Source organism: Dinoroseobacter sp. PD6, assembly GCF_028807315.1.
GTDB classification, from domain to species: domain Bacteria; phylum Pseudomonadota; class Alphaproteobacteria; order Rhodobacterales; family Rhodobacteraceae; genus Dinoroseobacter; species Dinoroseobacter shibae.
This window is the reverse complement of the sequence record NZ_JARAMN010000002.1, coordinates 247,284-269,987: the sequence shown is the minus strand read 5'-3', so window position 1 is coordinate 269,987 and position 22,704 is coordinate 247,284. Positions and strand designations below refer to the sequence as shown.

At 68.5% G+C, this 22,704-nt stretch carries 17 protein-coding genes; 8 read left to right on the top strand and 9 right to left on the bottom strand.

Annotated features, from left to right (window positions below):
• The first annotated feature begins 11 nt into the window (after positions 1-11).
• Genes PVW48_RS04695 through rsmA form a run of 3 tightly spaced genes read left to right on the top strand, consistent with a single transcriptional unit; the run spans position 12 to position 3,032 of the window.
• Positions 12-1,208: a peptidylprolyl isomerase gene (locus tag PVW48_RS04695; RefSeq protein WP_274580491.1), complete on the top strand. Its 1,197-nt coding sequence runs from the start codon at positions 12-14 to the stop codon at positions 1,206-1,208.
• Positions 1,205-2,188, top strand: a complete 984-nt coding sequence (gene pdxA / locus PVW48_RS04690; protein WP_274580490.1) for a 4-hydroxythreonine-4-phosphate dehydrogenase PdxA — start codon at positions 1,205-1,207, stop codon at positions 2,186-2,188. Before PVW48_RS04695 ends, pdxA begins: the two co-directional genes overlap by 4 nt.
• A gap of 1 nt (position 2,189) precedes the next feature.
• Positions 2,190-3,032, top strand: a complete 843-nt coding sequence (gene rsmA / locus PVW48_RS04685) for a 16S rRNA (adenine(1518)-N(6)/adenine(1519)-N(6))-dimethyltransferase RsmA (RefSeq protein ID WP_012177857.1) — start codon at positions 2,190-2,192, stop codon at positions 3,030-3,032.
• A gap of 166 nt (positions 3,033-3,198) precedes the next feature.
• Here the strand turns inward: rsmA and ispG are convergent, their stop codons facing one another.
• The 3 genes from ispG to hemA all read right to left on the bottom strand — a co-directional run bounded on the left by ispG (position 3,199) and on the right by hemA (position 7,079).
• Positions 3,199-4,350 carry a flavodoxin-dependent (E)-4-hydroxy-3-methylbut-2-enyl-diphosphate synthase gene (ispG, locus tag PVW48_RS04680; protein WP_012177856.1) on the bottom strand — a complete coding sequence of 384 codons (1,152 nt, stop codon included), beginning with the start codon at positions 4,348-4,350 and terminating at the stop codon, positions 3,199-3,201.
• Between the two features lie 72 nt (positions 4,351-4,422).
• Positions 4,423-5,652: a helix-turn-helix domain-containing protein gene (locus PVW48_RS04675; RefSeq protein WP_274580489.1), complete on the bottom strand. Its 1,230-nt coding sequence runs from the start codon at positions 5,650-5,652 to the stop codon at positions 4,423-4,425.
• A 203-nt stretch (positions 5,653-5,855) separates the two neighbouring features.
• On the bottom strand, positions 5,856-7,079 hold the full coding sequence (gene hemA, locus PVW48_RS04670) for a 5-aminolevulinate synthase (RefSeq protein WP_274580488.1): 1,224 nt from the start codon (positions 7,077-7,079) through the stop codon (positions 5,856-5,858).
• 197 nt (positions 7,080-7,276) lie between these two features.
• On the opposite strand from hemA, the gene PVW48_RS04665 reads away from it, so the two are divergent.
• Positions 7,277-8,671 (top strand): M20/M25/M40 family metallo-hydrolase, encoded by a 1,395-nt coding sequence (locus tag PVW48_RS04665; protein ID WP_274580487.1) that lies wholly within the window; start codon positions 7,277-7,279, stop codon positions 8,669-8,671.
• A gap of 46 nt (positions 8,672-8,717) precedes the next feature.
• Here PVW48_RS04665 and queA read toward each other — a convergent pair whose 3' ends face one another.
• Together queA and PVW48_RS04655 are read right to left on the bottom strand one after the other, a co-directional pair.
• The gene (gene queA / locus PVW48_RS04660) at positions 8,718-9,779 is read right to left on the bottom strand and encodes a tRNA preQ1(34) S-adenosylmethionine ribosyltransferase-isomerase QueA (protein ID WP_274580486.1); all 1,062 of its coding nucleotides are present in this window, start codon (positions 9,777-9,779) and stop codon (positions 8,718-8,720) included.
• Positions 9,780-9,807: 28 nt separating this feature from the next.
• Positions 9,808-13,125, bottom strand: a complete 3,318-nt coding sequence (locus PVW48_RS04655) for a YhdP family protein (protein WP_274580484.1) — start codon at positions 13,123-13,125, stop codon at positions 9,808-9,810.
• Between the two features lie 91 nt (positions 13,126-13,216).
• On the opposite strand from PVW48_RS04655, the gene bcp reads away from it, so the two are divergent.
• From bcp to PVW48_RS04635, 4 genes are all read left to right on the top strand, one after another.
• The gene (gene bcp / locus PVW48_RS04650) at positions 13,217-13,678 is read left to right on the top strand and encodes a thioredoxin-dependent thiol peroxidase (RefSeq protein ID WP_012177850.1); all 462 of its coding nucleotides are present in this window, start codon (positions 13,217-13,219) and stop codon (positions 13,676-13,678) included.
• Positions 13,679-13,707: 29 nt separating this feature from the next.
• Positions 13,708-14,565, top strand: coding sequence for a ferritin-like domain-containing protein (locus tag PVW48_RS04645; protein WP_274580483.1), 858 nt, complete (start codon positions 13,708-13,710; stop codon positions 14,563-14,565).
• A gap of 174 nt (positions 14,566-14,739) precedes the next feature.
• The gene (locus PVW48_RS04640; RefSeq protein ID WP_274580482.1) at positions 14,740-16,068 is read left to right on the top strand and encodes a DUF5930 domain-containing protein; all 1,329 of its coding nucleotides are present in this window, start codon (positions 14,740-14,742) and stop codon (positions 16,066-16,068) included.
• A complete protein-coding gene (locus tag PVW48_RS04635) occupies positions 16,058-16,615 on the top strand; it encodes a bactofilin family protein (protein WP_012177847.1) in 558 nt (185 codons plus the stop codon). Before PVW48_RS04640 ends, PVW48_RS04635 begins: the two co-directional genes overlap by 11 nt.
• A gap of 84 nt (positions 16,616-16,699) precedes the next feature.
• Here PVW48_RS04635 and PVW48_RS04630 read toward each other — a convergent pair whose 3' ends face one another.
• The 4 genes from PVW48_RS04630 to PVW48_RS04615 form a co-directional block, all read right to left on the bottom strand.
• On the bottom strand, positions 16,700-17,497 hold the full coding sequence (locus tag PVW48_RS04630) for a DUF2189 domain-containing protein (protein ID WP_274580481.1): 798 nt from the start codon (positions 17,495-17,497) through the stop codon (positions 16,700-16,702).
• An 83-nt stretch (positions 17,498-17,580) separates the two neighbouring features.
• Complete coding sequence (locus PVW48_RS04625) at positions 17,581-18,588, bottom strand: ABC transporter substrate-binding protein (protein ID WP_274580480.1); 1,008 nt, start codon at positions 18,586-18,588, stop codon at positions 17,581-17,583.
• 84 nt (positions 18,589-18,672) lie between these two features.
• A complete protein-coding gene (gene prfB / locus PVW48_RS04620) occupies positions 18,673-19,800 on the bottom strand; it encodes a peptide chain release factor 2 (RefSeq protein WP_274580479.1) in 1,128 nt (375 codons plus the stop codon).
• Between the two features lie 273 nt (positions 19,801-20,073).
• Positions 20,074-22,596, bottom strand: a complete 2,523-nt coding sequence (locus PVW48_RS04615; protein WP_274580478.1) for a penicillin-binding protein 1A — start codon at positions 22,594-22,596, stop codon at positions 20,074-20,076.
• Positions 22,597-22,704: the final 108 nt, after the last annotated feature.

Here is a 22,704-nt window from a genome sequence, read left to right as displayed (position 1 = left end):
AGGGGAACCTCATGCGCGTCATATCCACCGCCCTGCTCGCCCTTGCGATGCTGATCGGTCAGCCGGCGACCAGCCAGGCGCAGACCTTCGGTCCGGTGATCACGGTCAACAACGAAGGGATCAGCGGCTACGAGCTGGAGCAGCGGGAGAAGTTCGTCACCGCCCTGCGGCTGCCGGGCGATCCGGCGCGGCTGGCCCGCGAGGGGCTGATCGAGGACAAGCTCAAGCTGCAGGCGGCGCGCGCGGCCGGTCTGGAGATCGGGATCGACGAGCTGGAGCTGGGGCTGGAGGAGTTCGCCAGCCGCGCCAACCTGACCACCGAACAGTTCATCGCCGCGCTGGCCGACGAGGGTGTTGCCCCCGAGACGTTTCGCGATTTCGTGCGGGCCGACCTGGTGTGGCGGGAGCTGATCCGCCAGCGGTTCGGTCCGCGCGCGCGCGTGTCGGATGCCGAGGTCGAGCGCGCGCTGGCGCTGCAGGGGGCGGCCTCCGGGGCGCGCATCCGGGTGGCCGAGATCATCATCCCGACCCCGCCCGACCTGCGGGTGGAGGCCGAAACGCTCGCTGCGAACATCCGCGAGCGGGTCCAGACCACGGCGCAGTTCTCCGAGGCGGCGCAGCGGTTCTCGGCGGCGTCGTCGCGCGCCAATGGCGGCTTGCGCGACTGGATCGCGGTCTCGGAGCTGCCGCCGGGGCTGGCGCAGCGATTGCTGACCCTGGGGCCGGGCGACGTGTCGGACCCGGTGCCCCTGGGCGACCAGGCGATCGCGCTGTTTCAGGTGCGCGGCTTCCAGGAAAGCGCCGCCCGCGCGCCCAGCACGGTCTCGGTGGACCTTGCGCGCCTGCCCCTGCCCGCGGACCCGGAGGCGGCCGCCCGGCTGCGCGCGCGTCTGGCGGCGGAGATCGACGTCTGCGACGACCTCTATGGGCTGGCGCGGGACCTGCCCGAGGGCAGCTTGCGGCGCGAGGTATTGGCCGCGGCGGATATCCCGAGCGACATCGCCACGGCGCTCGCCGGTCTCGACAACCAGGAGAGCACCGAGATCGCCCGCGCCGGGGGCCGCGAGCATATCATGCTCTGCACCCGGACCACGGCGCTGGAAGAGGACGACGAGGGCACCCTGCGGCGACAGCTGCTGAACCAGCGGCTCGGGTCCTACGCGGCGAACTACCTGCAGGAACTGCTCGCCGAAGCCACGATCCAATGACCGGCGCCCCGATTGCGCTGAGCTGCGGCGAGCCTGCGGGCGTGGGCCCGGAGATCGCGGCCAAGGCCTGGGCCGCGCTCGGGCAAAGCCTGCCGTTCTTCGTGATCGGCGACCCGGCGCATCTGGCCGCCCATGCGCCGGAGACGCCTTGCGTGGTGATCTCCGACCCCGCGGAGGCGCCCGCGGCGGCGGCGCGCGGCGTGCCGGTTCTGGCCCAGCCGTTTCGCGGCGCACTCACCCCGGGCAAGCCCAATCCCGACCATGCCCAGGGGGTGATCGACGCGATTGCGCGGGGGGTCGATCTGGCCCGGTCCGGGGCGGCGGCGGCGCTGTGTACCGCGCCCATTCACAAGAAGGCGTTGCAGGACGGGGCGGGCTTCGGGTTTCCGGGGCATACGGAATACCTCGCCCATCTCGGCGGCGATGTGCCGGTAGTGATGATGCTGGCCTGTCCCGAGCTGCGGGTGGTGCCCGCGACGATCCATATCGCCCTGCGCGACGTGGCCGCCGCATTGACACCTGCCCTGCTGGAGGAGGTGATCCGCGTCACCCGCGCCGGGTTGCAGCGGGATTTCGGCATCCCCGCGCCGCGGCTGGCCATTGCCGGGCTGAACCCCCATGCGGGCGAAGGCGGGGCGATGGGCGACGAGGAGCTGATCTGGATCGCGCCCCTGCTGGACAAGCTGCGCGGCGAGGGGTTCGAGCTGCGCGGGCCGCTCTCGGCGGATACGATGTTTCATGCGGGGGCGCGGGCGGGTTATGACGCGGCGGTTGCGATGTATCACGACCAGGCGCTGATCCCGATCAAGACGGTGGATTTCGCGGGCGGGGTTAATGTCACGCTGGGGCTGCCGTTCATCCGCACATCGCCCGATCATGGCACGGCGCTGGACATTGCGGGACAGGACCGTGCCGACCCCACCAGCCTGATCGCGGCGCTGCGCATGGCCGAGGACATGGCCCGGCGGCGGGGCGGCTGAGATGGCGCAGATCGACGGGTTGCCGCCCCTGCGCGAGGTGATCGCGGCCCATAAGCTGTCGGCGAAGAAATCCCTGGGCCAGAACTTCCTGCTGGATCTGAACCTGACGGCGCGGATCGCCCGGGTGCCGGGGGATCTGAGCGGCGCGGATGTGCTGGAGGTCGGGCCGGGGCCCGGCGGGCTGACACGGGGGCTGTTGGCCGAAGGCGCGCGCAAGGTGCTGGCCATCGAGAAGGACGCGCGCTGCCTGCCGGCGCTGCAGCAGATCGCGGCGGCCTACCCCGGGCGGCTGGAGGTGATCGAGGGCGACGCGCTGGAGGTGGATGCCACGGCCTACCTGAGCCCGCCGATCCATATCGCGGCGAACCTGCCGTATAACGTGGGCACGGAATTGCTGGTGCGCTGGTTGACGCCGCCGGATTGGCCACCCTTCTGGCGCACGCTGACGCTGATGTTCCAGCGGGAGGTGGCGGAGCGGATCGTGGCGAAACCCGGCTCCAAGGCCTACGGGCGGCTGGCGATCCTGGCGCAGTGGCGGGCCGAGGCAGAGATCGCGCTGACCCTGCCGCCGCAAGCGTTCATTCCCGCACCAAAAGTACATTCCGCTGTCGTTCATCTGCGCGCGCGCACCGAACCGCGCTATCCCGCCGATGCGGCGGTGCTGAGCCGGGTGGTGGCGACCGCATTCAACCAGCGGCGCAAGATGCTGCGCGCCAGCCTCAAGGGGCTGACACCGGGGATCGAGGATCATCTGGCCGCCGTGGGCATCGACCCGACGCGGCGGGCCGAGACCCTGAGCCTGGAGGAATTCTGCGCCCTGGCAAGGCAGATTGCGGCGGGCTGAGGCCGTGCATCTACCCCAGAAAGCGGACCCGGTGCCGGACCGCGCGCCCGGGGAATTTGCGCCCGCCGATCGCCGGCCTGAACGGCGGTGCGTACTGCGTAACGCGCGCCCATCGCCAAGGGGTTGCGGCGATCCGTGGTGGTCCCGCGGGCACCACCGGGCGGGGTTATTCTGCCGGTTCGCGGGCGGCGTCCTGCGCAGCCTCGGCGGCTTCGATCGCGTCGAGTTCGGCGGCTCTCTTTTCCACCTGCTCGACGATATGGTCGATCATCTGCTCGTTGGACATCTTGTGGCTCTGTTTGCCCGCGAGATAGACCATGCCCGACCCGGCGCCGCCGCCGGTGAAGCCCACATCGGTCATCAGCGCCTCGCCCGGTCCGTTCACCACGCAGCCGATGATCGAGAGGCTCATCGGCGTCTTGATGTGTTCGAGCCGCTGTTCCAGCGCCTCGACGGTCTTGATCACATCGAAGCCCTGCCGCGCGCAGGATGGGCAGGAGATCACATTGACGCCACGGTGGCGCAGGCCGAGGGATTTGAGGATGTCATAGCCGACCTTGATCTCTTCGACCGGGTCGGCGGAGAGGCTGACGCGGATCGTGTCGCCGATCCCCATCCAGAGCAGGTTTCCGAGCCCGATGGCGGACTTGATCGTGCCGGACATCAGCCCGCCTGCCTCGGTGATCCCGAGATGGAGCGGCGCGTCCGTGGCGTCCGCAAGCGCCTGGTAGGCGGCGGCCGAGAGGAACACGTCGGAGGCCTTGCAGGAGATCTTGAACTCATGAAAGTCGTTGTCCTGCAGGATCTTGATATGATCGAGCGCCGACTCGACCATGGCCTCGGGACAGGGCTCGGCATATTTGTCGAGCAGGTGTTTTTCCAGCGAGCCCGCGTTCACGCCGATCCGCATCGAGCAATTGTTGTCGCGGGCGGCCTTGATGACCTCCTTGACGCGCTTTTCGTCGCCGATATTGCCCGGGTTGATCCGCAGGCAGGCGGCACCGGCTTCGGCGGCCTCGATCCCGCGTTTGTAGTGGAAATGGATGTCCGCAACGATCGGCACGGGGCTTTCGCGGACGATCTCCTTCAAGGCGCGGGAGCTGTCGACATCGGGCACCGAGACGCGGACGATATCCGCCCCGGCATCGGCGGCAGCCTGCACCTGGGCGATGGTGCCGGGAATGTCGGTGGTCAGGGTGTTTGTCATGGTCTGCACCGCGATCGGGGCATCGCCGCCGATGGGCACGGGGCCGACATGGATCTGGCGCGACTTCCGGCGGTAGATGTTGCGCCAGGGACGAATTGCGTTATGCGACATGGGAAGCGCTTCCGATTGACAGACCTGATGTAAATCTAGGCGAGGTGCCGCGTCGTGGCAACGGGCCTGCGTCTATTCGGCCGGCGGCAGATCGGCCGGATTCGCGGTGAGCCGCGCCTCGGCGGTGGCGATGACCTCGCGCAGGTCCGGATCGGCATCGAGATCGGCGGCGGCGAAGGTGGTGCTGAGGGTTTCGCGCGACAATATCACATTGGAGGCGACCGCCCCCGGTGCCCCTGCGGGCCCGAAGGTCTGGCCATCGACCATGAAATACACCGCGCCGGAATTGCCCGCGCGCAAGGTGGGCGGGGCCTCCGAGTTCGGCAGCACGAAGCTCTCGCCGGTCTCCAGGATTCGTTCCAGCAGGATCGAGCCGTCGGCCGCGCGCACCCGAACCCAGGCCGGGTTGGTGGCGACGATGGCCACGGCGGGAGGCGTGGGTGCCACGACCTGCACCGCGGGGGTGTCGTCGGGGCCCGCCTCGGCCAGTTGCGTGGGCGTGGGCGGCGTGGTGACCGAGGGACGCCAGACGCCGATTGAATTGGGGTCGATGGTGGCGATGGGGCCGTCGCGCGGGGTCATCACCGGCACTTCCAGCGCCTCGGGCCGGTAGAGCCGCGACAGCGCGCTCGTGCTGGGCGCGCGCACGCCCGCGGTCTCGTATCCCGGTCGCGCGAGCGCCGCTTCGGCCAGCGGGTCGACATCGACCACCGCGTCGGGCGGCGCATCGACCGGGGTCAGGGTGACGCGCTGCACCTCCTGCAATATGGCGTAGCCGCCATAGCCGAGCCCGCCGAGAAGGGCGGCAAGCACGATCAGCGAGCCCAGCGCACCCGCGTTGAACCCGTCGAAAAGCGCGGTTCTCTGAGGCATGAGCGCGGTGGCGGAGGCCAGGACCGGGTCTTCCTCGATGCGGTTGCGGCGCCAGCCGCGCTTGGCCGCGGGTCGGGCCGCGTCACTGCGGGCGGTGTTGGCCTCGGGCTGCATCCCGTGGACCCCGGCAAAGCCGCTCTCCTCGCAGAATTTCTGGAATGCCCAGTCCGGGTCGAGCCCGAGATAGCGCGAATAGGATCGCACGTAGCCGGCGATGAACCCCGGCGTTTCGAACACTGCCGGATCGGCATTCTCGATGGCGACGATATAGGGGGCCTTGATGCGCAATTCACGCTGCACGTCGAGGAGCGACTTGTTCAGGGTGGCGCGTTCGCCGCGCATCACGTCGCCAAGCGACAGGTCATAATCGTCGAACCCTTTCAGGTTCGGCGTGTCATCTTCCGTGCGCGGTGTCTTGCGCCCGATCATGCCACCTGCCCTAACTTTCGCACTGGTTCCCGGCTTTTACCGATTCGAGTGCGGTCTGCCTAAGAAAACGTTAGCATATCCCCTGAGGGGGGGCAGTTAATTTTGCCGACGCGAAGTTTCTCGCGCAAACCGCCCGGAAATCAGGCGAAAATCCGCGGATGGCGTGACACGGTGGGCAGATCGAGGGAATCGGGGACGGCGCGTCAGGCGCTGAGCTCCCGGCGCGACAGGGCGCAATGGCTCCACAGATCGTCCATGGCATGCACGAGCTTCGAGATCATCTCGGGCGTGTGCACGGGCGACGGGGTGAAGCGCAGACGCTCGGTGCCGCGGGGGACCGTGGGGAAGTTGATCGGCTGGACATAGATGCCGTGGTCCGACAGCAGCCGGTCCGAGATCATCTTGCATTTAACCGGATCGCCCACATGGACGGGCACGATATGGCTGCCATGGTCGATGATCGGCAGGCCAAGCCCCTTGAGCCGCATCTTCAGGATCTTCGCGCCCATCTGGTGCGCCTCGCGCCGGGCGGTGTCGGTTTTCAGGTGCCGCACGGAGGCCGCCGCCCCCGCCGCGACCGCGGGCGGGATCGAGGTGGTGAAGATGAAGCCGGGCGCGTAGGAGCGCACTGCATCCACCATCTTGGCCGAGGCCGCGATATAGCCGCCCATGACGCCGAACGCCTTGCCCAGCGTGCCGTTGATGATGTCGATCCGGTCCATCAGGCCGAGCTTTTCGCACACACCCGCGCCGCGGGGGCCGTACATGCCGACCGCGTGCACCTCGTCGATATAGGTGAGCGCGCCGAACTCGTCGGCCAGATCGCAGATCGCTTCGATCGGGCCGAAATCGCCATCCATGGAGTAGACAGACTCGAAAGCGATGACCTTGGGCGCGTCTGCCGGCAGGCTCTCGAGGATCTCGCGCAGATGGGCGAGGTCATTGTGGCGGAAGATATGCTTGGGGCAGTTGCCGTGGCGGATGCCCTGGATCATCGACGCGTGGTTCAGTGCGTCCGAGATGATGTGCAGGCCGGGAAACAGGATCGGCAGGGTGGAGAGCGTGGCATCGTTCGCGATATAGGCGGAGGTGAAGAGCAACGCGGCTTCCTTGCCGTGCAGATCGGCCAGCTCTTCCTCCAGCGCGTTGTGATAGACCGTCGTGCCGGAGATGTTGCGCGTCCCGCCGGAGCCTGCGCCGGTGGCATCCAGCGCCTCGTGCATGGCGGCGAGCACGACCGGATGCTGACCCATGCCGAGATAGTCGTTGCCGCACCAAACGGTGATATCCTGCTTCTGCCCGTCGGGGCGGGTCCAGACCGCGCGCGGAAACGCGTCCTTGGTGCGCGCGATGTCGATGAACGTGCGGTAGCGGCCTTCGTCGTGCAGGCGTTGCAGGGCGGTGTCGAGATGGCCGGTATAGTCCAAGGGGGATCTCCGCGGGCTGTAAGTATCGCTGACACCGCATAGCTAGGCGGCGCTCTTGATGTTTAACAAGGCGCAAAATGACGCTGCCTTGACCGAGATCAACCCGCACCCGACGCGCAGGGGCCCGCACGGACTGGACACCGGCGCCGGGGCCGGTAGGGTACGGGGGTGTTATCCCCTTGTTTTTGTGAGCATCCATGCCCGATACGACCGCCCCCGCCGCCCTTGACCCGGTTCTGGACCATATCGACGCGACGTTACCCGAGGCGCTCGATCGGCTGATGGCGCTGCTGCGCATCCCGTCGATCTCCACCGATCCGGTCTATGCGCCGGACTGCGCGCGGGCCGCCGATTGGCTGGTGGCGGAGTTGCGCGCGCTCGGGGCCGAGGCCGCGGCCCACCCCACGCCGGGCCATCCCATGGTGGTGGGGCACCTGCCGGGGCGCGGGCCACGGGTTCTGTTTTACGGCCATTACGACGTGCAGCCGGTCGATCCGCTGGATCTGTGGCATCGCCCACCGTTCGAGCCGGAGGTGCAGGACACAACCGCGGGCCGGGTCATTCGCGGGCGCGGGGCTTGCGACGACAAAGGGCAGCTGATGACCTTCCTGACCGCGTGCCGGGCCTGGAAGGCGGTGAACGGGCCTTTGCCCATGGAGGTGGTGTTTTTCTTCGAAGGCGAGGAGGAGAGCGGCTCGCCCTCCCTGATCCCCTTCCTGGAGGCGCATCGCGAGATGCTGGGGGCGGAGCTGGCGCTGATCTGCGACACGGGGCTGTTCGATGACCGGGCGCCCGCGATCATCACCTCGCTGCGCGGGCTGGCGGGGATCGAGGTGACGCTGACCGGCGCGGACCGGGACCTGCATTCGGGCGGCTTCGGCGGGCCGGCGGCGAACCCGATCCGGGTGCTGTCCAAGGTCCTGGCGGGGCTGCATGACGACACCGGCCGCGTGACCCTGCCGGGGTTCTACGCGGGCGTGCCAGAGGTGACGGCGGACCAGCTCGCCTCCTGGGACGCGCTGGGGTTCGATGCGGAGGGGTTTCTTGGGTCGGTCGGGCTGTCGCATCCGGCGGGCGAGGACGGGCGCCGGGTGCTGGAGATGCTGTGGTCGCGGCCCACTTGCGAGATCAACGGGATTACGGGGGGCTATACGGGCGCGGGGTTCAAGACCGTGCTGCCGAGCCAGGCCAGCGCCAAGATCAGCTTCCGGCTGGTGGGCGATCAGGACCCCGATGCGATCCTCGCTGCCCTGCGGGCCTATGTGGAGGCCAGCGTGCCGGAGGACGTGGATGTCACGTTCGAGGATTTCGGCGCGGCCCCGGCCTCGGTCATGAATACCGCGCACCCGGCCTTCGCGGCGGCGCGCGCCGCGCTCAGCGATGAGTGGGGGATGGACGCGGCGTTCACCGGCGCGGGCGGGTCGATCCCCGTGGCGGGGTATTTCCAGTCGATCCTGGGGATGGATTCGATGCTGATCGGGTTCGGCAAGACCGATGACGGCATCCATTCGCCCAACGAGAAATACGACGTGGAGAGCTTCCGGAAGGGCGCGCGCAGCTGGGCGCGGATCTTCGACAGGTTGCGGGGGTGAGGATGCCGGGGAAGATCCCCGGCCTGTATCGGAGCGGACCTCGGGCTCACGCCCCCCGGTCCGGCAGCAGCAGCGAGCTGTCGCCATAGGAGAAGAACCGATACTCCTGCGCGATGGCGTGGGCGTAGATCTCGCGGATGCGCTCGGCCCCCATCAGGGCCGAGACCAGCATCATCAGGGTCGATTTCGGCAGGTGGAAATTGGTCATCAGCCCGTCGGTGATACGGAACTCGAAACCCGGGTAGATGAAGATGTCGGTGTCGCCCTCCCAGGGGCCGAAACCGCCGGGTTGGGCGGCGGCGGTTTCGATCAGGCGCAGGGCGGTGGTGCCCACGGGGATCACGCGGCGGCCTTCGGCGCGGGTCGCGAGGACCTCGGCCGCGGCCTGGTCGGAGATCTCCCCCCATTCGGAGTGCATCTTGTGGGTGGTCACGTCGTCGACCTTCACCGGCAGGAAAGTGCCCGCGCCCACATGGAGGGTGACAAAGGAAAATTCCACGCCGCGCGCGCGCAGGGCCGCCAGCAGCGCCTCGTCGAAATGGAGCGACGCGGTGGGCGCGGCGACGGCCCCTTTGCGCGCGGCGAAAACGGTCTGGTAGTCGTCGCGGTCTTGCGCATCGGCGGCACGTTTGGCAGCGATGTAAGGTGGCAGGGGCATGGCCCCGGCCTGAGCCAGGGCGGCGTCGAAATCGTCGCCCGTGCAGTTGAAGACCAGCCGCACCCGGTCCGCACCCCGCTCGGCCACGGTGGCGCGCAGGGCGTCGGAGAAGACGATCTCCTCCCCCTCGGCGAGCTTGCGCAGGGGTTTTGCCAGGGCTGTCCAGCCCTCGGAGGCAGGCTCCAGCAGCGTGATCTCGACCTTCGCGCTCACGGGCCCCTGGGCGCTGTCGCGGTGGCGGGTGCCGAAGAGGCGCGCCGGGATCACCTTGGTGTTGTTCAGCACCAGCCGGTCGCCGGGCTGCAATTCGTCCACAAGGTCGGTGACGCGCCGGTCGCGAAACGGCCCCCGCGCCTCGGCCACCAGCAGCCGGGCGGAGGAGCGCGGGCGCGCGGGGCGGGTCGCGATCAGCGTCTCGGGCAGATCGAAGTCGAAATCGGACAGATGCACGGGCAGGCAGGCTCTCGGTCTGGGGACGCTACTGCGTCAGATCGGGGGGGTCGCGGCGGAAAAGGTCGCGAAAGAGGCCCGGTGTCAAGAGCGAGAGCGGATTGACCTGCACCTGCGGGGCCGAGGGGGAGCCGGCGAGCCGGTAGCTGACGCCCACCAGCCCCTCGCCGCGGCGTGCGAACAGCGACCCTGGCAGCGCGTTGAGCGCATAGAAGGGCGAGACCACCCCTTGCAGGTCGATCCGGTCGCGGGCGGGCATGACCACCCCTTCGAAGGTGATGCCCAGGGACGGTCCCGTGGCGCGCCCCTCGCGCAGGGTGATGCCGCCGGGCGAGATTGCGAGACCGGTGGCAATCTCGGAAAAAGCAATGCCGCCATCGGCCATCTGGTCCAGCAGGCCAACGATGCTGATGGCCGACAGAAGCTGCACTGCGCCAGGGGTTTCGACGATGTTGCCGTCGGTGATGCGCACCTGTCCTTCGAGGATGCGCGGGTCGTCCAGTACTTCTAGCCGCATGTCCAGGGTGCCGCCGCGCAGGGTACGCAACACGCCCGCGTCGCGCAGGACGGCCCCGGCATCGCTGGCCTGCACTTGCACCGCTTGCCGCCCGGAGGCCGCTCGGGCCAGGGTGAGCGAGACCGGCGCGCCGCCATTGACCCGCGCGGCCAGGGTGCCGCCGAGCACGCCGCCGGTGCGGCCCACGGCCCCGCGCACGCCTGTCAGGCGCAGATCGTCGGTGACTTGCACGGTGTCGAGCGCGATCTGCAGCGGTGCCCGGGCCCCGTCGCCCCCTGCGTCGCCGCGCGGCAAGTTGCGCAAATCCAGCCGCCCGCCCGTGAGCGCCACGGTGGGCGCCACGCCCGGCCCCTGCCCGGTCAGCACCGCCTGGCCCGTGAGCCAATCCCCGACACCGAGCCGGTCCAGCTCCATCCGGTCCAGCCCGCCGCCGCCCTCGCGCAGGGTGATGCGACCTTCGGCCTCCAGCCCCGCGGCGGAGAGGCGGAACGCATCGACCGCCGGCACCGGGCCGAGACGGAGGCTGGCGGTCAGCATGCCGGGGGCCGAGGCCGGTTTGCGCCAGTTGAGCGCCGGGATGCTGAGACCGAGCCCGGCGAGATCGCCGGTCAGCTCCAGTCGCGGGGGCGCGTCGGGGCGCAGGCGCAGCCGGTAGTCGACCGCGCCCTGCCCGCTCACCGTGCCGTCAGGCAGCACGACCCCCAGGGCGGCGAGCCCTTGGGCGGTCAGTTGCGCGGTGCCGGAAATCTCGGTCCCGTCCCCTGCGGGCGTGTCGAAGGCGCGGGCCAGCACCACCTCCAGCGGCACGTCCTGCAAGGCCCCCGCCCCGGCCAGGGTCACGGTCCTGTCGGTGATCGTCAGGTCCAGGTCGGGCGCGGCGAAATCCCGTCCCGGCGCGACCTCGGCAAAGCGCAGGTCCGACAGGCTCGCATCGACCCAGAGCGTGTCGAGATCGACCTTGCGCCCCTTGCGCAGGGGCACGGTCAGCCCGGCCCGGGCGGCGACCGTGCCGCTGAGCCGGTCAGGGGGCAGCGCGACCCGGTCCAGCAGGGAGATCGGCGGGCTGTCGAGCAGGGCGAGGGCCGTGGGCACGGCGCCGCGGGCGCTGAGATGCAGCCGCGCGTCGCCGCCGCGGATGCGGGTGTCGAGGATCTGGAAGCTGCTGCCCGCGAGATCCACGGGGCCACGGTCGGGCACGACCATCTCGCCCTCGCTGACCCGGATGATGAATTCGTGCTCGAAGAGCGTGCCATGGGCGCTACCCGCCATGAGCGTCGGAAACTGCGGCAGCACCCGGGCCGCCGCGTCGCGGAGATCGAAGCTCGCGGCGAGCTTCGGCCGTTCCCCCGGGGTGGCCATGAGCGTGGCTGTGACGTTGTCGAGAATGCCGCCGGTCAGGTTCTCGCGCAGCCAGGCGCCCGCCTTCTCGCCCCGCCCGGAGACCGGCCAGAAGTCGAGCACACGGGCCGATGGCAGGCCGGTGGTCTGCACTTCAAGCTGCAGGAAAGGCGGCGCGCCCGCGGGCAGCTCCAACCGTCCTGCCCCGTGCAGCCGGGCCTCGGTCACGGCGTCCTCGGCGTAAAGCTGGCCAATCTCCAGCCGCCGCGCGGCGGTCCGCCAGCGGGCATCGAGCATCACCCGGGCGAGCGTGGTGGGCCCCGGCAGGCGGGCGCCGGGGTCGACCCAGATCTCCGACAGGTCCGCATGGAGCAGCAGGTCGGGAAACCCGCCAGGGGCGCTGCCGGAGGCGGCCCCGTCGGCGATGTCGCCATGGGCGGACCCCGTCAGGCGCAGCCGGTCGGTGTCGAGCACGATATCCTCGATGAACATGCGGCGCTGGTCCGGGGCATAGCGCCAGGTCGCGGTGGCCTCCGACACCGCCAGCGGCGCGGCCTTGCCCCCCAAAGCCAGCGCACCCGCGCCAAGCGTCAGTTGCCCTTCGAGCGCGGAGAGCCGCCCGTCCGGGCGCAGCCCGCCCGCAAACCGCGCCGAGACCGGGCCTGCGAACACCCCCAGCGGTGCAAGCACCGGCGATTGCCGGGCCAGCACCTGGGCCGGGACCGCATCCATCCGCAGGCTGACGCGGGTTTCGGGATCGCCCTTGCGCGTCGTGAACCGCAGGGAGGCCCCGGTCCCGATGCCCGGCAGGTCGAGCGCGAGCGCGAGCGACAGGGCGGTCTCGCTGACATCCAGCACCGCCTCGCCGCCCGACAGGGTCACCACCTGCCGCAGGCGGCTGTCGGCCAGATCCAGGGTCAGATCGCTCAGGGTGACGCGGCGCAGATCCTGCAGGGCGGGGATGTCGAACACCGCCTCGATCTCGGCAATCAGCGCCGGCAGGGAGGGCACCCGCGTCAACGCCCCGCCCGACTGGAACGCCAGGCTGAGCAGCCCGTCCGCGTCGCGGCTGAGCCGCAGGCGCGCACCCTCGAGACGCACGCTTTCGGGCCGCACCTCCCCGCGCAGCAGCGCCCGGCGTGCCAGCACCACGTCAAGGCGCGGCAAGGTCACGCTGTCGACACTGTCGGCGGCGCGCAGGGTCAGCCCGGTGAGCGAAACCCGCGGCCTGCCCTCCTCGGTCAGGTAGAGCTCGATCCCGCCGAGATCCGCATCGCCGCGCCCGTCCAGCGCCCGGGACAGAACCGCCTGCGCCCGCTGGACCAGCGGCTCCGGCACCGCGACGCTGCCGCGCAGCGCGAAGGCCGCCAACCCGCCGATCCCCGCCAGCAGGAGTGCCGCGGCCATGAGCACCACAAGCCCCGACCGCGGACGGCTGTCCTGCGCGGGGGGATGCTGCGTCTCCGGGTCGGGGACGGTCGGGTCGGACACGTCGGGCGGTACCTCCGAGAAATCGCGCGGCGCGCCTTTCTTTCGGCGCGGATGCGGCTACCCTTCGTGCCGAGTGTACAGCGAGGATACCATGATCGAAACAGGCCAATCAGCCCCCGACTTCACACTGCCGCGGGACGGCGGCGAAACACTGACCCTGTCGGCCCAGAAACCGCGCAATGTGGTGCTCTATTTCTACCCGCGGGCCGATACATCCGGCTGCACCAAGCAGGCGGCGGGCTTCACCGCGCATCTGGACGCCTTTGCCGCCGCCAACACGGTGGTGATCGGGGTCTCGAAGGACCCGGTGAAGAAGCTCGACAAGTTCCGCGACAAGCACGGGCTGTCGGTTGCGCTGGTCAGCGACGAGGAGAGCACGGTCTGCGAGGATTGGGGCGTCTGGGTCGAAAAACAGATGTACGGCAAGACCTACATGGGGATCGAGCGCGCGACCTTCCTGATCGACGGGACCGGCACGGTGCGCAACATCTGGCGCAAGGTGAAGGTGCCGGGCCATGTGGAAGAGGTGCTTGAGGCCGTCAAGGCCCTGTGATCCAAGGGGGCAACCGGAACGGAGAGCCCATGCCCGACGCCACGCCCCCCTTGCCCGACACCCTGGCCGCCTGCGCCGAGGCCGTTCTGCGCACCCAGGGCGGGCGCGACAAGACCGCCCTGAGCCGGGCCTGCGCGCAGGCCTGGTTCGCCGCCCGCGCGGCGGGCACGCCCATGGCGGTGGGTAGGGCGACACCTCCGCTTCGCCCCGCAAGGCCCGAAAAACCCGAGCTTTTATCGCCGCGCGACGTGCCGCGCCGGAGGCCGGGCTCGCCCGAGGGTCGCAAGGCGATCCTGCACGCGGTGGCCCATATCGAACTCAATGCCGTGGACCTGCACTGGGACATCATCGCGCGGTTCACCGACACGCCGATGCCGATCGGGTTCTATGACGACTGGGTCAAGGCGGCGGATGAGGAAGCAAAGCATTTCAATCTTGTAAGCGACTGTCTTGAAGCGATGGGCAGTTTCTATGGTGACCTGCCGGCCCATGCGGGCATGTGGCGGGCGGCCGAGGACACCGCCGAGGATTTGATGGGACGGCTGGCGGTGGTGCCCATGGTGCTGGAGGCGCGGGGCCTCGATGTGACGCCGGGGATGATCGAGGTCTTCCGCAAGGCCAAGGACGACGGGGCGGTCGCCGCCCTTGAGGTGATCTATGGCGAGGAGGTCGCCCATGTGGCCTACGGGTCGAAATGGTTCCACTTTCTCTGCGGGCGCCACGAGATGGACCCGAAGGACGCCTTCCACACCCTCGTGCGGCGGTATTTCCACGCCCCGCTCAAGCCGCCGTTCAACGCAGAAAAGCGCGCCGAGGCCGGGATTCCGCCGGATTTCTACTGGCCACTGACCGAGCCCGAGGCGCAGATCGCCCCGTCAGACCCCTGAGATCGCGGCATAATCGGCAAGAAATTGCCAAAATCGCCACGGTGTTGGGCGAAGATCCGCGCCTCGGCCATTGTTCTTGCAACTGCGACACAGGTTGCCCTAGAAAAAGGTAAGCGTCCGCGCCCTTTAGGGCTTAACGAGACGCAACCGGTTGGGGAACTGAGGGTGCAGGCAGTGAGAACACGCTTCGCAAGGCGTCTGGAAGCCTTGTTTCCGGAAAAACGTCTTTTCTTGAAATCGGATGATGCAACGCGGTTCGTGCGGCTGACCAGCGGCACGCAGGCTGTTCTGGCCGTGGGCGGTGTCGGGTTGCTGGGCTGGACCACCTTCGCCTCGGCCATGGTGCTGATCGCCGCCCTCGGCGCGGGGGATTCCCGCGACCAGGCGCTGCGCGACCAGCAGATGTATGCCGAACGGCTCAACGCCCTGTCCGAAGAACGTGACGCCCGCGCCGCGGAGGCCCGCGCCGCGCAGGAACGGTTCGCCGCAGCCCTCCAGAAAGTCAGCGATATGCAGACCCGGCTGCTGGAAAGCGAGAAGCGCCGCTCCGAGCTGGAGACCGGCGTGGACGTGGTGCAATCCACCCTGCGCGCGGCCATGGCCGAACGCGATGCGGCCCGGGCCGCTGCGGAGGAAGCCGCGAACGAACTGGCCGCCCTGACCGGCACGGAGAAGACCGAAGCCGCCCAGTTGCGTGACCTGGAACAGACCCTCGCCTTCCTCACCAGTGCGCTCGAAGACACCGCGGTGCAGCGGGACGGGCTGGAAGGACAGCACAGCGCGGCCATCGCCGAGATCGAGGAGCTGCTGCTGACCCAGCAGCTGACCGAAGAGCGCAACAATCGGGTGTTCGAGATCCTGGAGGACGCAGTGGCCGTCTCGGTCGCGCCCCTGGAGCGGATGTTTGAAGAGGCCGGCGTGCCGGCGGACCGCATCCTGGAGGAGCTGCGCCGCAGCACCTCGGGCCAGGGGGGGCCGCTGGTGCCGATCACCCAGTCCACCCGCAGCCTGCCCCAGGACGAGATGAGCTATCGCACGCGGGAGATCCTCGCCGGGCTCGACCGGTTAAACCTACATCGGATGGCGGTGGACCAGCTGCCCTTCGCGACCCCGGTAAAAGCCTCTTTCCGCTTCACCAGCCCGTTCGGATATCGCCGGGACCCCAAAGGCGGCGGGACGCGGATGCACAAGGGTACGGATTTCGCAGCCGCCCATGGCACGCCGATCTACGCCACCGCCGACGGGGTCGTGGTCGATGCCGGCTGGCACAGCGGCTTTGGACGCATGGTCAAGATCCGCCATGCATTCGGCTATCAAACTGTCTACGCGCATATGTCGAAACTGCGTGTGAAAGAAGGTCAACGGGTCTCGCGTGGGTATCGGATCGGTGATATGGGAAGCACTGGCCGGTCGACTGGGGTACATCTGCACTACGAGGTGCACCAGTCTGGCAAACCCGTGAATCCGATGACCTTTATCAAGGCAGGCAAGAATGTTCTCTAAATCCCGAATCAACGAGCCCGGACCCAAGGCCGGAGACGACGCGACAGAGGCGAATGCCGCCCCCGCAGCCCCGCGCGGTGCCGCCGCCGACAGCAAGCCCGTAGCCTCGGCCAAGCCGAAACCGGCGCCGTCGCTTCTTTCGTCCGACCTGAAGATCGTGGGCAACCTGCGCACCTCCGGCGACATCCAGATCGAAGGGCAGGTGGAGGGCGACATCCATGCGCATCTGCTGACAGTGGGCGAAGGAGCAACCGTGAACGGTGAAGTGGTTGCTGACGACGTGATCGTGAATGGTCGGGTCATCGGGCGTGTGCGTGGGCTGAAGGTGCGTCTGACCTCCACCGCGCGGGTCGAGGGCGACATCATCCACAAGACCATCGCGATCGAGAGCGGCGCGCATTTCGAAGGCTCCGTGCAACGCCAGGACGACCCTCTGGGCGGTGGCGGCAAACCCAGGCAAGCTTCGCAGGGCGAGGCGCCGCTGGGGAACCAGCAGCCCGCGCCGCAGAAAGCGCCGCAACCGGCCGCCAAGCCCGCGCAGGGCTGAGCCCCCCATCCCTTTCGCATGGACAGGACCGCGCCCCAGGCAACCGGGGCGCGTTTTTCGTGCGGACCTCGAAGGCGCGGCGGCTCAGGCCGCGGTGATCACCCGCTGGTAGAGATGCCAGGTGGCATGACCCAGGAGCGGCAGAACAAGCAGTAGCCCGAGAAACGCGGGCACCATGCCGACCAGCAGCAGCACCGCCACCAGCACGCCCCAGCTCAGCATGACCCGCAGGTTCTCGGTCACCGCCGAAAAGCTGGTGATCATGGCGGTGACGAAATCGACCTCCTTGTCCAGCAGGAGCGGCAGGCTGACCACCGTGATCCCGTAGAGAACGAAGGACAGCACCGCGCCCACGCCCGTGCCGACCAGCAGCATCATCATCCCGTTGGGGGTCAGGAACACCGCGAAGGACGAGGTGATGTTGGTCATCACCGCCAGCCCCAGGAACAGCGCGAAGATCATGTGGGCCAGGAAATTCCAGAACAGGAAGAAGATCAGGATCACCGCCGCCATGGACGGCATCTGCCGGTTCTTCTCGGCCAGCACCACGCCCAGCACCGCGCCCCAGTCCAGCGGCTCGCCGGTTTGCAGGCGGCGACTGACCTCATAGAGCCCGACGGCGGCGAAGGGCCCGATCAGCGGGAAGCCCACGATGATCGGCAGGGTCGCCCAGCTCTTGCCCGTGGCCATGAGGATATAGACCATCGCCAACCCGCCGAGGACATAGACCGCGCTGAAAAACAGCCCGAAGGCGGGCGCACGCTTGAAGTCCGACCAGCCGAGGGCGAGGGCCGCGCGCAGATCATCGGTGGTGATGCGCGCGACCTTGGGGCGGAAGGCCGGGCTGGTCTGGGCACCGGACTCGGGGCTGGCATCGGTCATGGGGCGGTCCTCCTCGGCGGCAGACTAGCAGCGCGCGCTGGCAGGACAAAGCCCCATGACCGGGGCCGGAGAACAAGTGCGGCTCACGCCACGAAGGCGGTGTCGGCGAGCGTGGTGGACAGGTCCGGCAGCGCCTCGACGATGCCGTATTCGGCCATGCGGGTGGCGGCCTCTTCCCACATCTGCCGGGAGATCACGCCGATATCGTCGGTCCCGCCGGTGACATATGGCTCCAGCAGCTCCAGGCAGCGAGTCTGATACGCCACGTCCTTGTAGACCGAGCCGTCGGGCACGAACTGGCCCACGACCATTTCGGCCGCGGCGGGCTTGTCGGCCAGCACCCGTGCCCAGCCCTCGAAGGTGGCGGCGAGGAAGGCCTCGACCACCTCCGGCTGCTCGGTCAGCAGCGTGTCGGAGGCCATGATCGTCTGGGCCGTCGACAACAGCCCGTGATCGGACAGCTTCAGCACCTCGGGCGCGGCACCGTATCGCGCGGTCACGCCGATCGGCTCGTCGATGACATAGCACTGGACCGCGAACATCTCGCCCGAGACCGCACGCGCAAACTTGTCGGCATAGGGGATCTCGACCACTTCGATTTCCTCGATCCCGTTCACCCCCTTGACCAACGCCATGACCTTCAGCCCGTCCACATGGACACCCACGGTCTTGCCCCGCAGCGCCTCCAGCCCGCTCAGGCCCGCTCCCGCCGGGGCCATCAGCCCGTAGGGCGAGGCCTGGAACATGGTCGCGGCGGCCTTGATCGGTGCACCCGCGGCCTGGGCGCCGAGGATCAGGTTCTGCTCGGCGCAGGCCATGTGGGCGCGGCCCTCGGCCACTTCGGAGGCGACATTGACCCCGTCGGCCCAGGGGCGGATCTCGACCTCCAGGCCCGCATCGGCATAGAGTCCCTCGGCCTCGGCCATGAAGAGCCCGGCGAATTGGGCGTTGATCTTCCAGTCGAGCTGAAAAGTGAGCCTGGTGGTCGCGGCCCGGGCGTGGCGGGCCAGGAACGGGGCGGCCAACGCGGCGCCCCCCAGTTGCAGGGCGGCCCGGCGGCTGAGGCGGGGCGAAGATGTGGATCGTGGCATGAACGTCTCCCTGGTCAGGGTGCCCCAACGGCACCGCGGCACAAGGTAGCCTCGCCCGCAGACAGGTCCGCTTTTTGTCCGGAGTCAGTCGGCGCCCTGCGCCTCGCTGCGACTTTTTCCGGCAACTTGCTGGGCCAATGTCGCAGACATGAGCCCATCGAGATCGCCGTCGAGCACGCCCGCGGTATCCGAGGTCTCGTAGCCCGTGCGCAGATCCTTCACCATCTGATAGGGCTGCAACACATAGGAGCGGATCTGGTTGCCCCAGCCCGCGTCGCCCTTGGCCTCGTGCGCCTCGTTGATGGCGGCGTTGCGGCGGTCGAGCTCCATCTGGTAGAGGCGCGATTTCAGCGCCTTCATGGCGATATCACGGTTCTGGTGCTGGGACTTCTCGGAACTGGTGGTGACGATGCCCGTGGGCACATGGGTGATGCGTACCGCCGAGTCGGTTGTGTTCACGTGCTGTCCGCCCGCACCGGAGGAGCGGTAGGTATCGATGCGGATATCCGCCGGGTTGACCTCGATCTCGATATTGTCGTCCACCACGGGGTAGACCCAGACCGAGCTGAACGAGGTGTGGCGGCGCGCGGCGCTGTCATAGGGGCTGATGCGGACGAGCCGGTGGACACCGGATTCCGATTTCAGCCAGCCATAGGCGTTGGGCCCGCTGATCTTGTAGGCTGCGGACTTGATCCCGGCCTCTTCGCCGGGGCTCTGGGATTGCAACTCCACGGTGTAGCCCTTGGCCTCGGCCCAGCGGACATACATCCGCGCCAGCATCGAGGCCCAGTCGCAGCTCTCGGTGCCCCCTGCCCCCGAGTTGATCTCCAGGAAGGTGTCGTTGCCGTCGGCCTCCCCGTCCAGCAGCGCCTCGATCTCCTTCTTGGCGGCGGTCTCGGCGAGGGACTTGAGCGCCTCCTCGGCCTCGGTGACGACCTCCGCGTCCTCCTCCATCTCGCCCAGCTCGATCAGCTCGATATTGTCTTCGAGCTCCTGCTTGATGCCCTCGTAGGTCTTCATGGCATCGACAAGCATCTGGCGGTCGCGCATGAGCTTCTGGGCGCGGGCCTGATCGTTCCAGAGGTTCGGGTCCTCGATCATCGCGTCGAATTCTTCGAGCCGGTGCGGCGCGGTCTCGTAATCGAGCCGCTGAGCGAGAAGGTCCAGCGATTTGCGGATCGCTTCGACGGTGTTCTGGATCTCTGCGCGCATGGGGGAGTGTCTCTTTTTGTTGCAAGGGGCGTGGCCCCCGGGGTCCGGGTGTAGCCAAGACCCGCCAGACGGGCAAGAGCCCCGCGGGATGGGCCAGCGGCCAAGCGGTTTCGAAACCGCTTGGGCCACCGCGGATCCGGGTGCGCCAGGGTCGGGCGTCTCGCGGAGCGGCGCGCAACCGGGAAAAACATCCTGCCCTTGAGCGGGGCGCAGTCCGCGCCACGGGCCAAGCGGTTTCGAAACTGCTTGTCGGCGCCCATCCCGGCGGTTTGGTCAGTAAAGCCCGCCGGCCGTCACCGTCCCGACATTGGCCTTTTTCGGCACCACCGCCGTGCGCCCGGTGGAGGTCACCACCTCCTCCGAGCCGCCCTGTTGCCCGTCGGGCGTGTACATGGGCAGGTTCGCGCCCATGGCGAAGCCACCGTCGAGGATCGCACCAGCACCATAAAACGGCTCTTCGCCCTTACGGAAATACTCCGCCACAACGGTCGGCCCGGTGGCATCGTCTTCGAGCCGTGCGCCGGAGAAGCGGTCGATCTTCACGAAGCTGCCGCCCTCGGGCACGGTGAACCTGCCGCCGCCGTAGGTCTTGATCGCGGTTTCCATGAACTGGTTGAACACCGGGCCGCACATTCCGCCGCCAGAGGCGCCGCGCCCCAGGGTCCGGGGCCGGTCATAGCCGATATAGCAGCCCGCCACGATGTTGGACGAAAAGCCCACGAACCACACATCCTTGGCGTCGTTCGTCGTCCCGGTCTTGCCCGCGATGGGCACGGGCAGGTTCACGGTCCGCGCCGCCGTGCCCCGCTCGACCACGCCGCGCATCATCGAGGTCAGCTGATAGGCGGTGATCGGGTCGATCACCTGGCGGCGGTTGGCCATGATCCGGGGCGCGGTGCCTTCGGCCAGCGCCTCGGCATCGCAATCCAGGCAGGTGCGCTGGTCGTGGCGATAGACGGTCTTGCCCCAGCGGTCTTGCACCCGGTCGACCAGCGTCGGCTCCACCCTTTGCCCGCCATTGGCGAACATCGCGTAGGCCGCAACCATGTTGAACAAGGTCGTCTCCTGGGAGCCCAGCGCGTTGGCGAGATAGGGTTCGAGATCCTCATAGACGCCGAAGCTTTCGGCATAGTCGGCCACGGTTTCCATGCCGACCTCTTGCGCCAGCCGCACGGTCATCAGGTTGCGCGAACGTTCGATCCCGGTCCGCAGGGGCGTCGGTCCGTAAAACCGGTTCGAGGCGTTCTTGGGCCGCCAGACGCCCGCGCCGGTGTCGACCGCGATCGGGGCGTCGATCACGATGGTGGCCGGGGAGTAACCAGTGTCCAGGGCCGCGGCGTAGACGAGCGGCTTGAAGCTGGAGCCGGGCTGCCGCGTGGCCTGGGTCGCGCGGTTGAAGACCGAGGACTGGTAGGAAAACCCGCCCTGCATCGCCAGCACGCGGCCGGTATTGACGTCCATCGCCATGAAGCCGCCCTGCACCTCGGGGATCTGGCGCAGGGACCAGGTGTTCTCGCCCTCGGCGCGCACATGGATCACGTCGCCCACGGCCAGAAGGTCGCTGGCCTGGCGCGCCTGGGCGCCGAGACTGCCATTCGCGCGGCGCGGCCGCGCCCATGTCACATCCGAATCCGGCAAGATCTGCGGCACACCTTCGGCCACGCCTTCCACGCCCAGCAATGCGCCGCCCTGGCCGAAGTCCAGCACCACCGCCGGGCGCCATCCGTCGATGTCCCGCGGCACGCGCAGATCGTCCAGCGCCGCGGCCCAGTCGGCCGCCACCAGCGCCGGGTCGAGCCGCTCCGCCGGGCCGCGATAGACCCCGCGGGAGCGGTCGTAACGCTCCAGCCCGGCCTGCAAGGCACGGGCAGCCTCTTTCTGCAGGGTCGGATCGACCGTGGCCCGGATCGACAGCCCGCCGGTGAAAAACTCTTCTTCCCCGAACCGACCCGAAAGCTGGCGGCGGATCTCGTCCGTGAAGTAGTCCCGCGGCGGCAGGGCGCGGCGGAAAGACGGGAAATCCCCGCTCTGAACCGTGCGCAGGGGCTCGGCGCGGGCGGATTGGTAAGCCGCCTCGGTCAGGTAGCCGTTCTCGTACATCTCGCGCAGCACGAAATTCCGCCGCTCCACCGCGCGGTCCATGGCGCGCACCGGGTGATAGGTCGAGGGCGCCTTGGGCAAGGCCGCGAGATAAGCGGCCTCGTGCGGCTCCAGTTCCGCCAGGGTCTTGTTGAAATAGGTCTGGGCAGCGGCGGCGACCCCGAAGCTGTTCTGCCCGAGGAAGATCTCGTTCATGTAAAGTTCGAGGCTGTCGTCCTTGCTGAGCGTCTCCTCAATCCGCGCCGACAGGATCAACTCCTTGATCTTGCGCTCGGCCGACCGCTCGCCGCCCAGAAGGAAGTTCTTCATCACCTGCTGGGTGATGGTGGACGCCCCGCGCAAGGGCCCACCCGTTGCCGCGTCCAACGCCGCCGCGGCCATGCCGCGCGGGTCGTACCCCTTGTGGACGTAGAAATTCTTGTCTTCCGCGGAGATGAACGCCTGTTTCACCAGATCCGGGATCTCGTCGGCGGGCGCGAAGACGCGCCGTTCGCGGGCGAACTCGTCCATCAACGCACCCTCGCCGGAATAGACGCGGGAGATCGTGGGCGGCGCGTATTGCGCCAGCGCCTCGGTGTCCGGCAGGTCGCGGCCATACATCCACAGCACTGCGCCGATGCTCAGCGCCACGGCGAAGAGGCCCAGCGTCACCGCCGAGAAGATGGCTCCGAAAAACCCGAAAACGAAACGCAGCACGCGTGTACTCCCAATACCGGTATCAGCCCCCAGATATACGCGCCCCGGGGCAGCGGGTCAAAAGCGAAGAATGGACGCACGGGCGCGGTTTCGCCGAGAGACGTCACG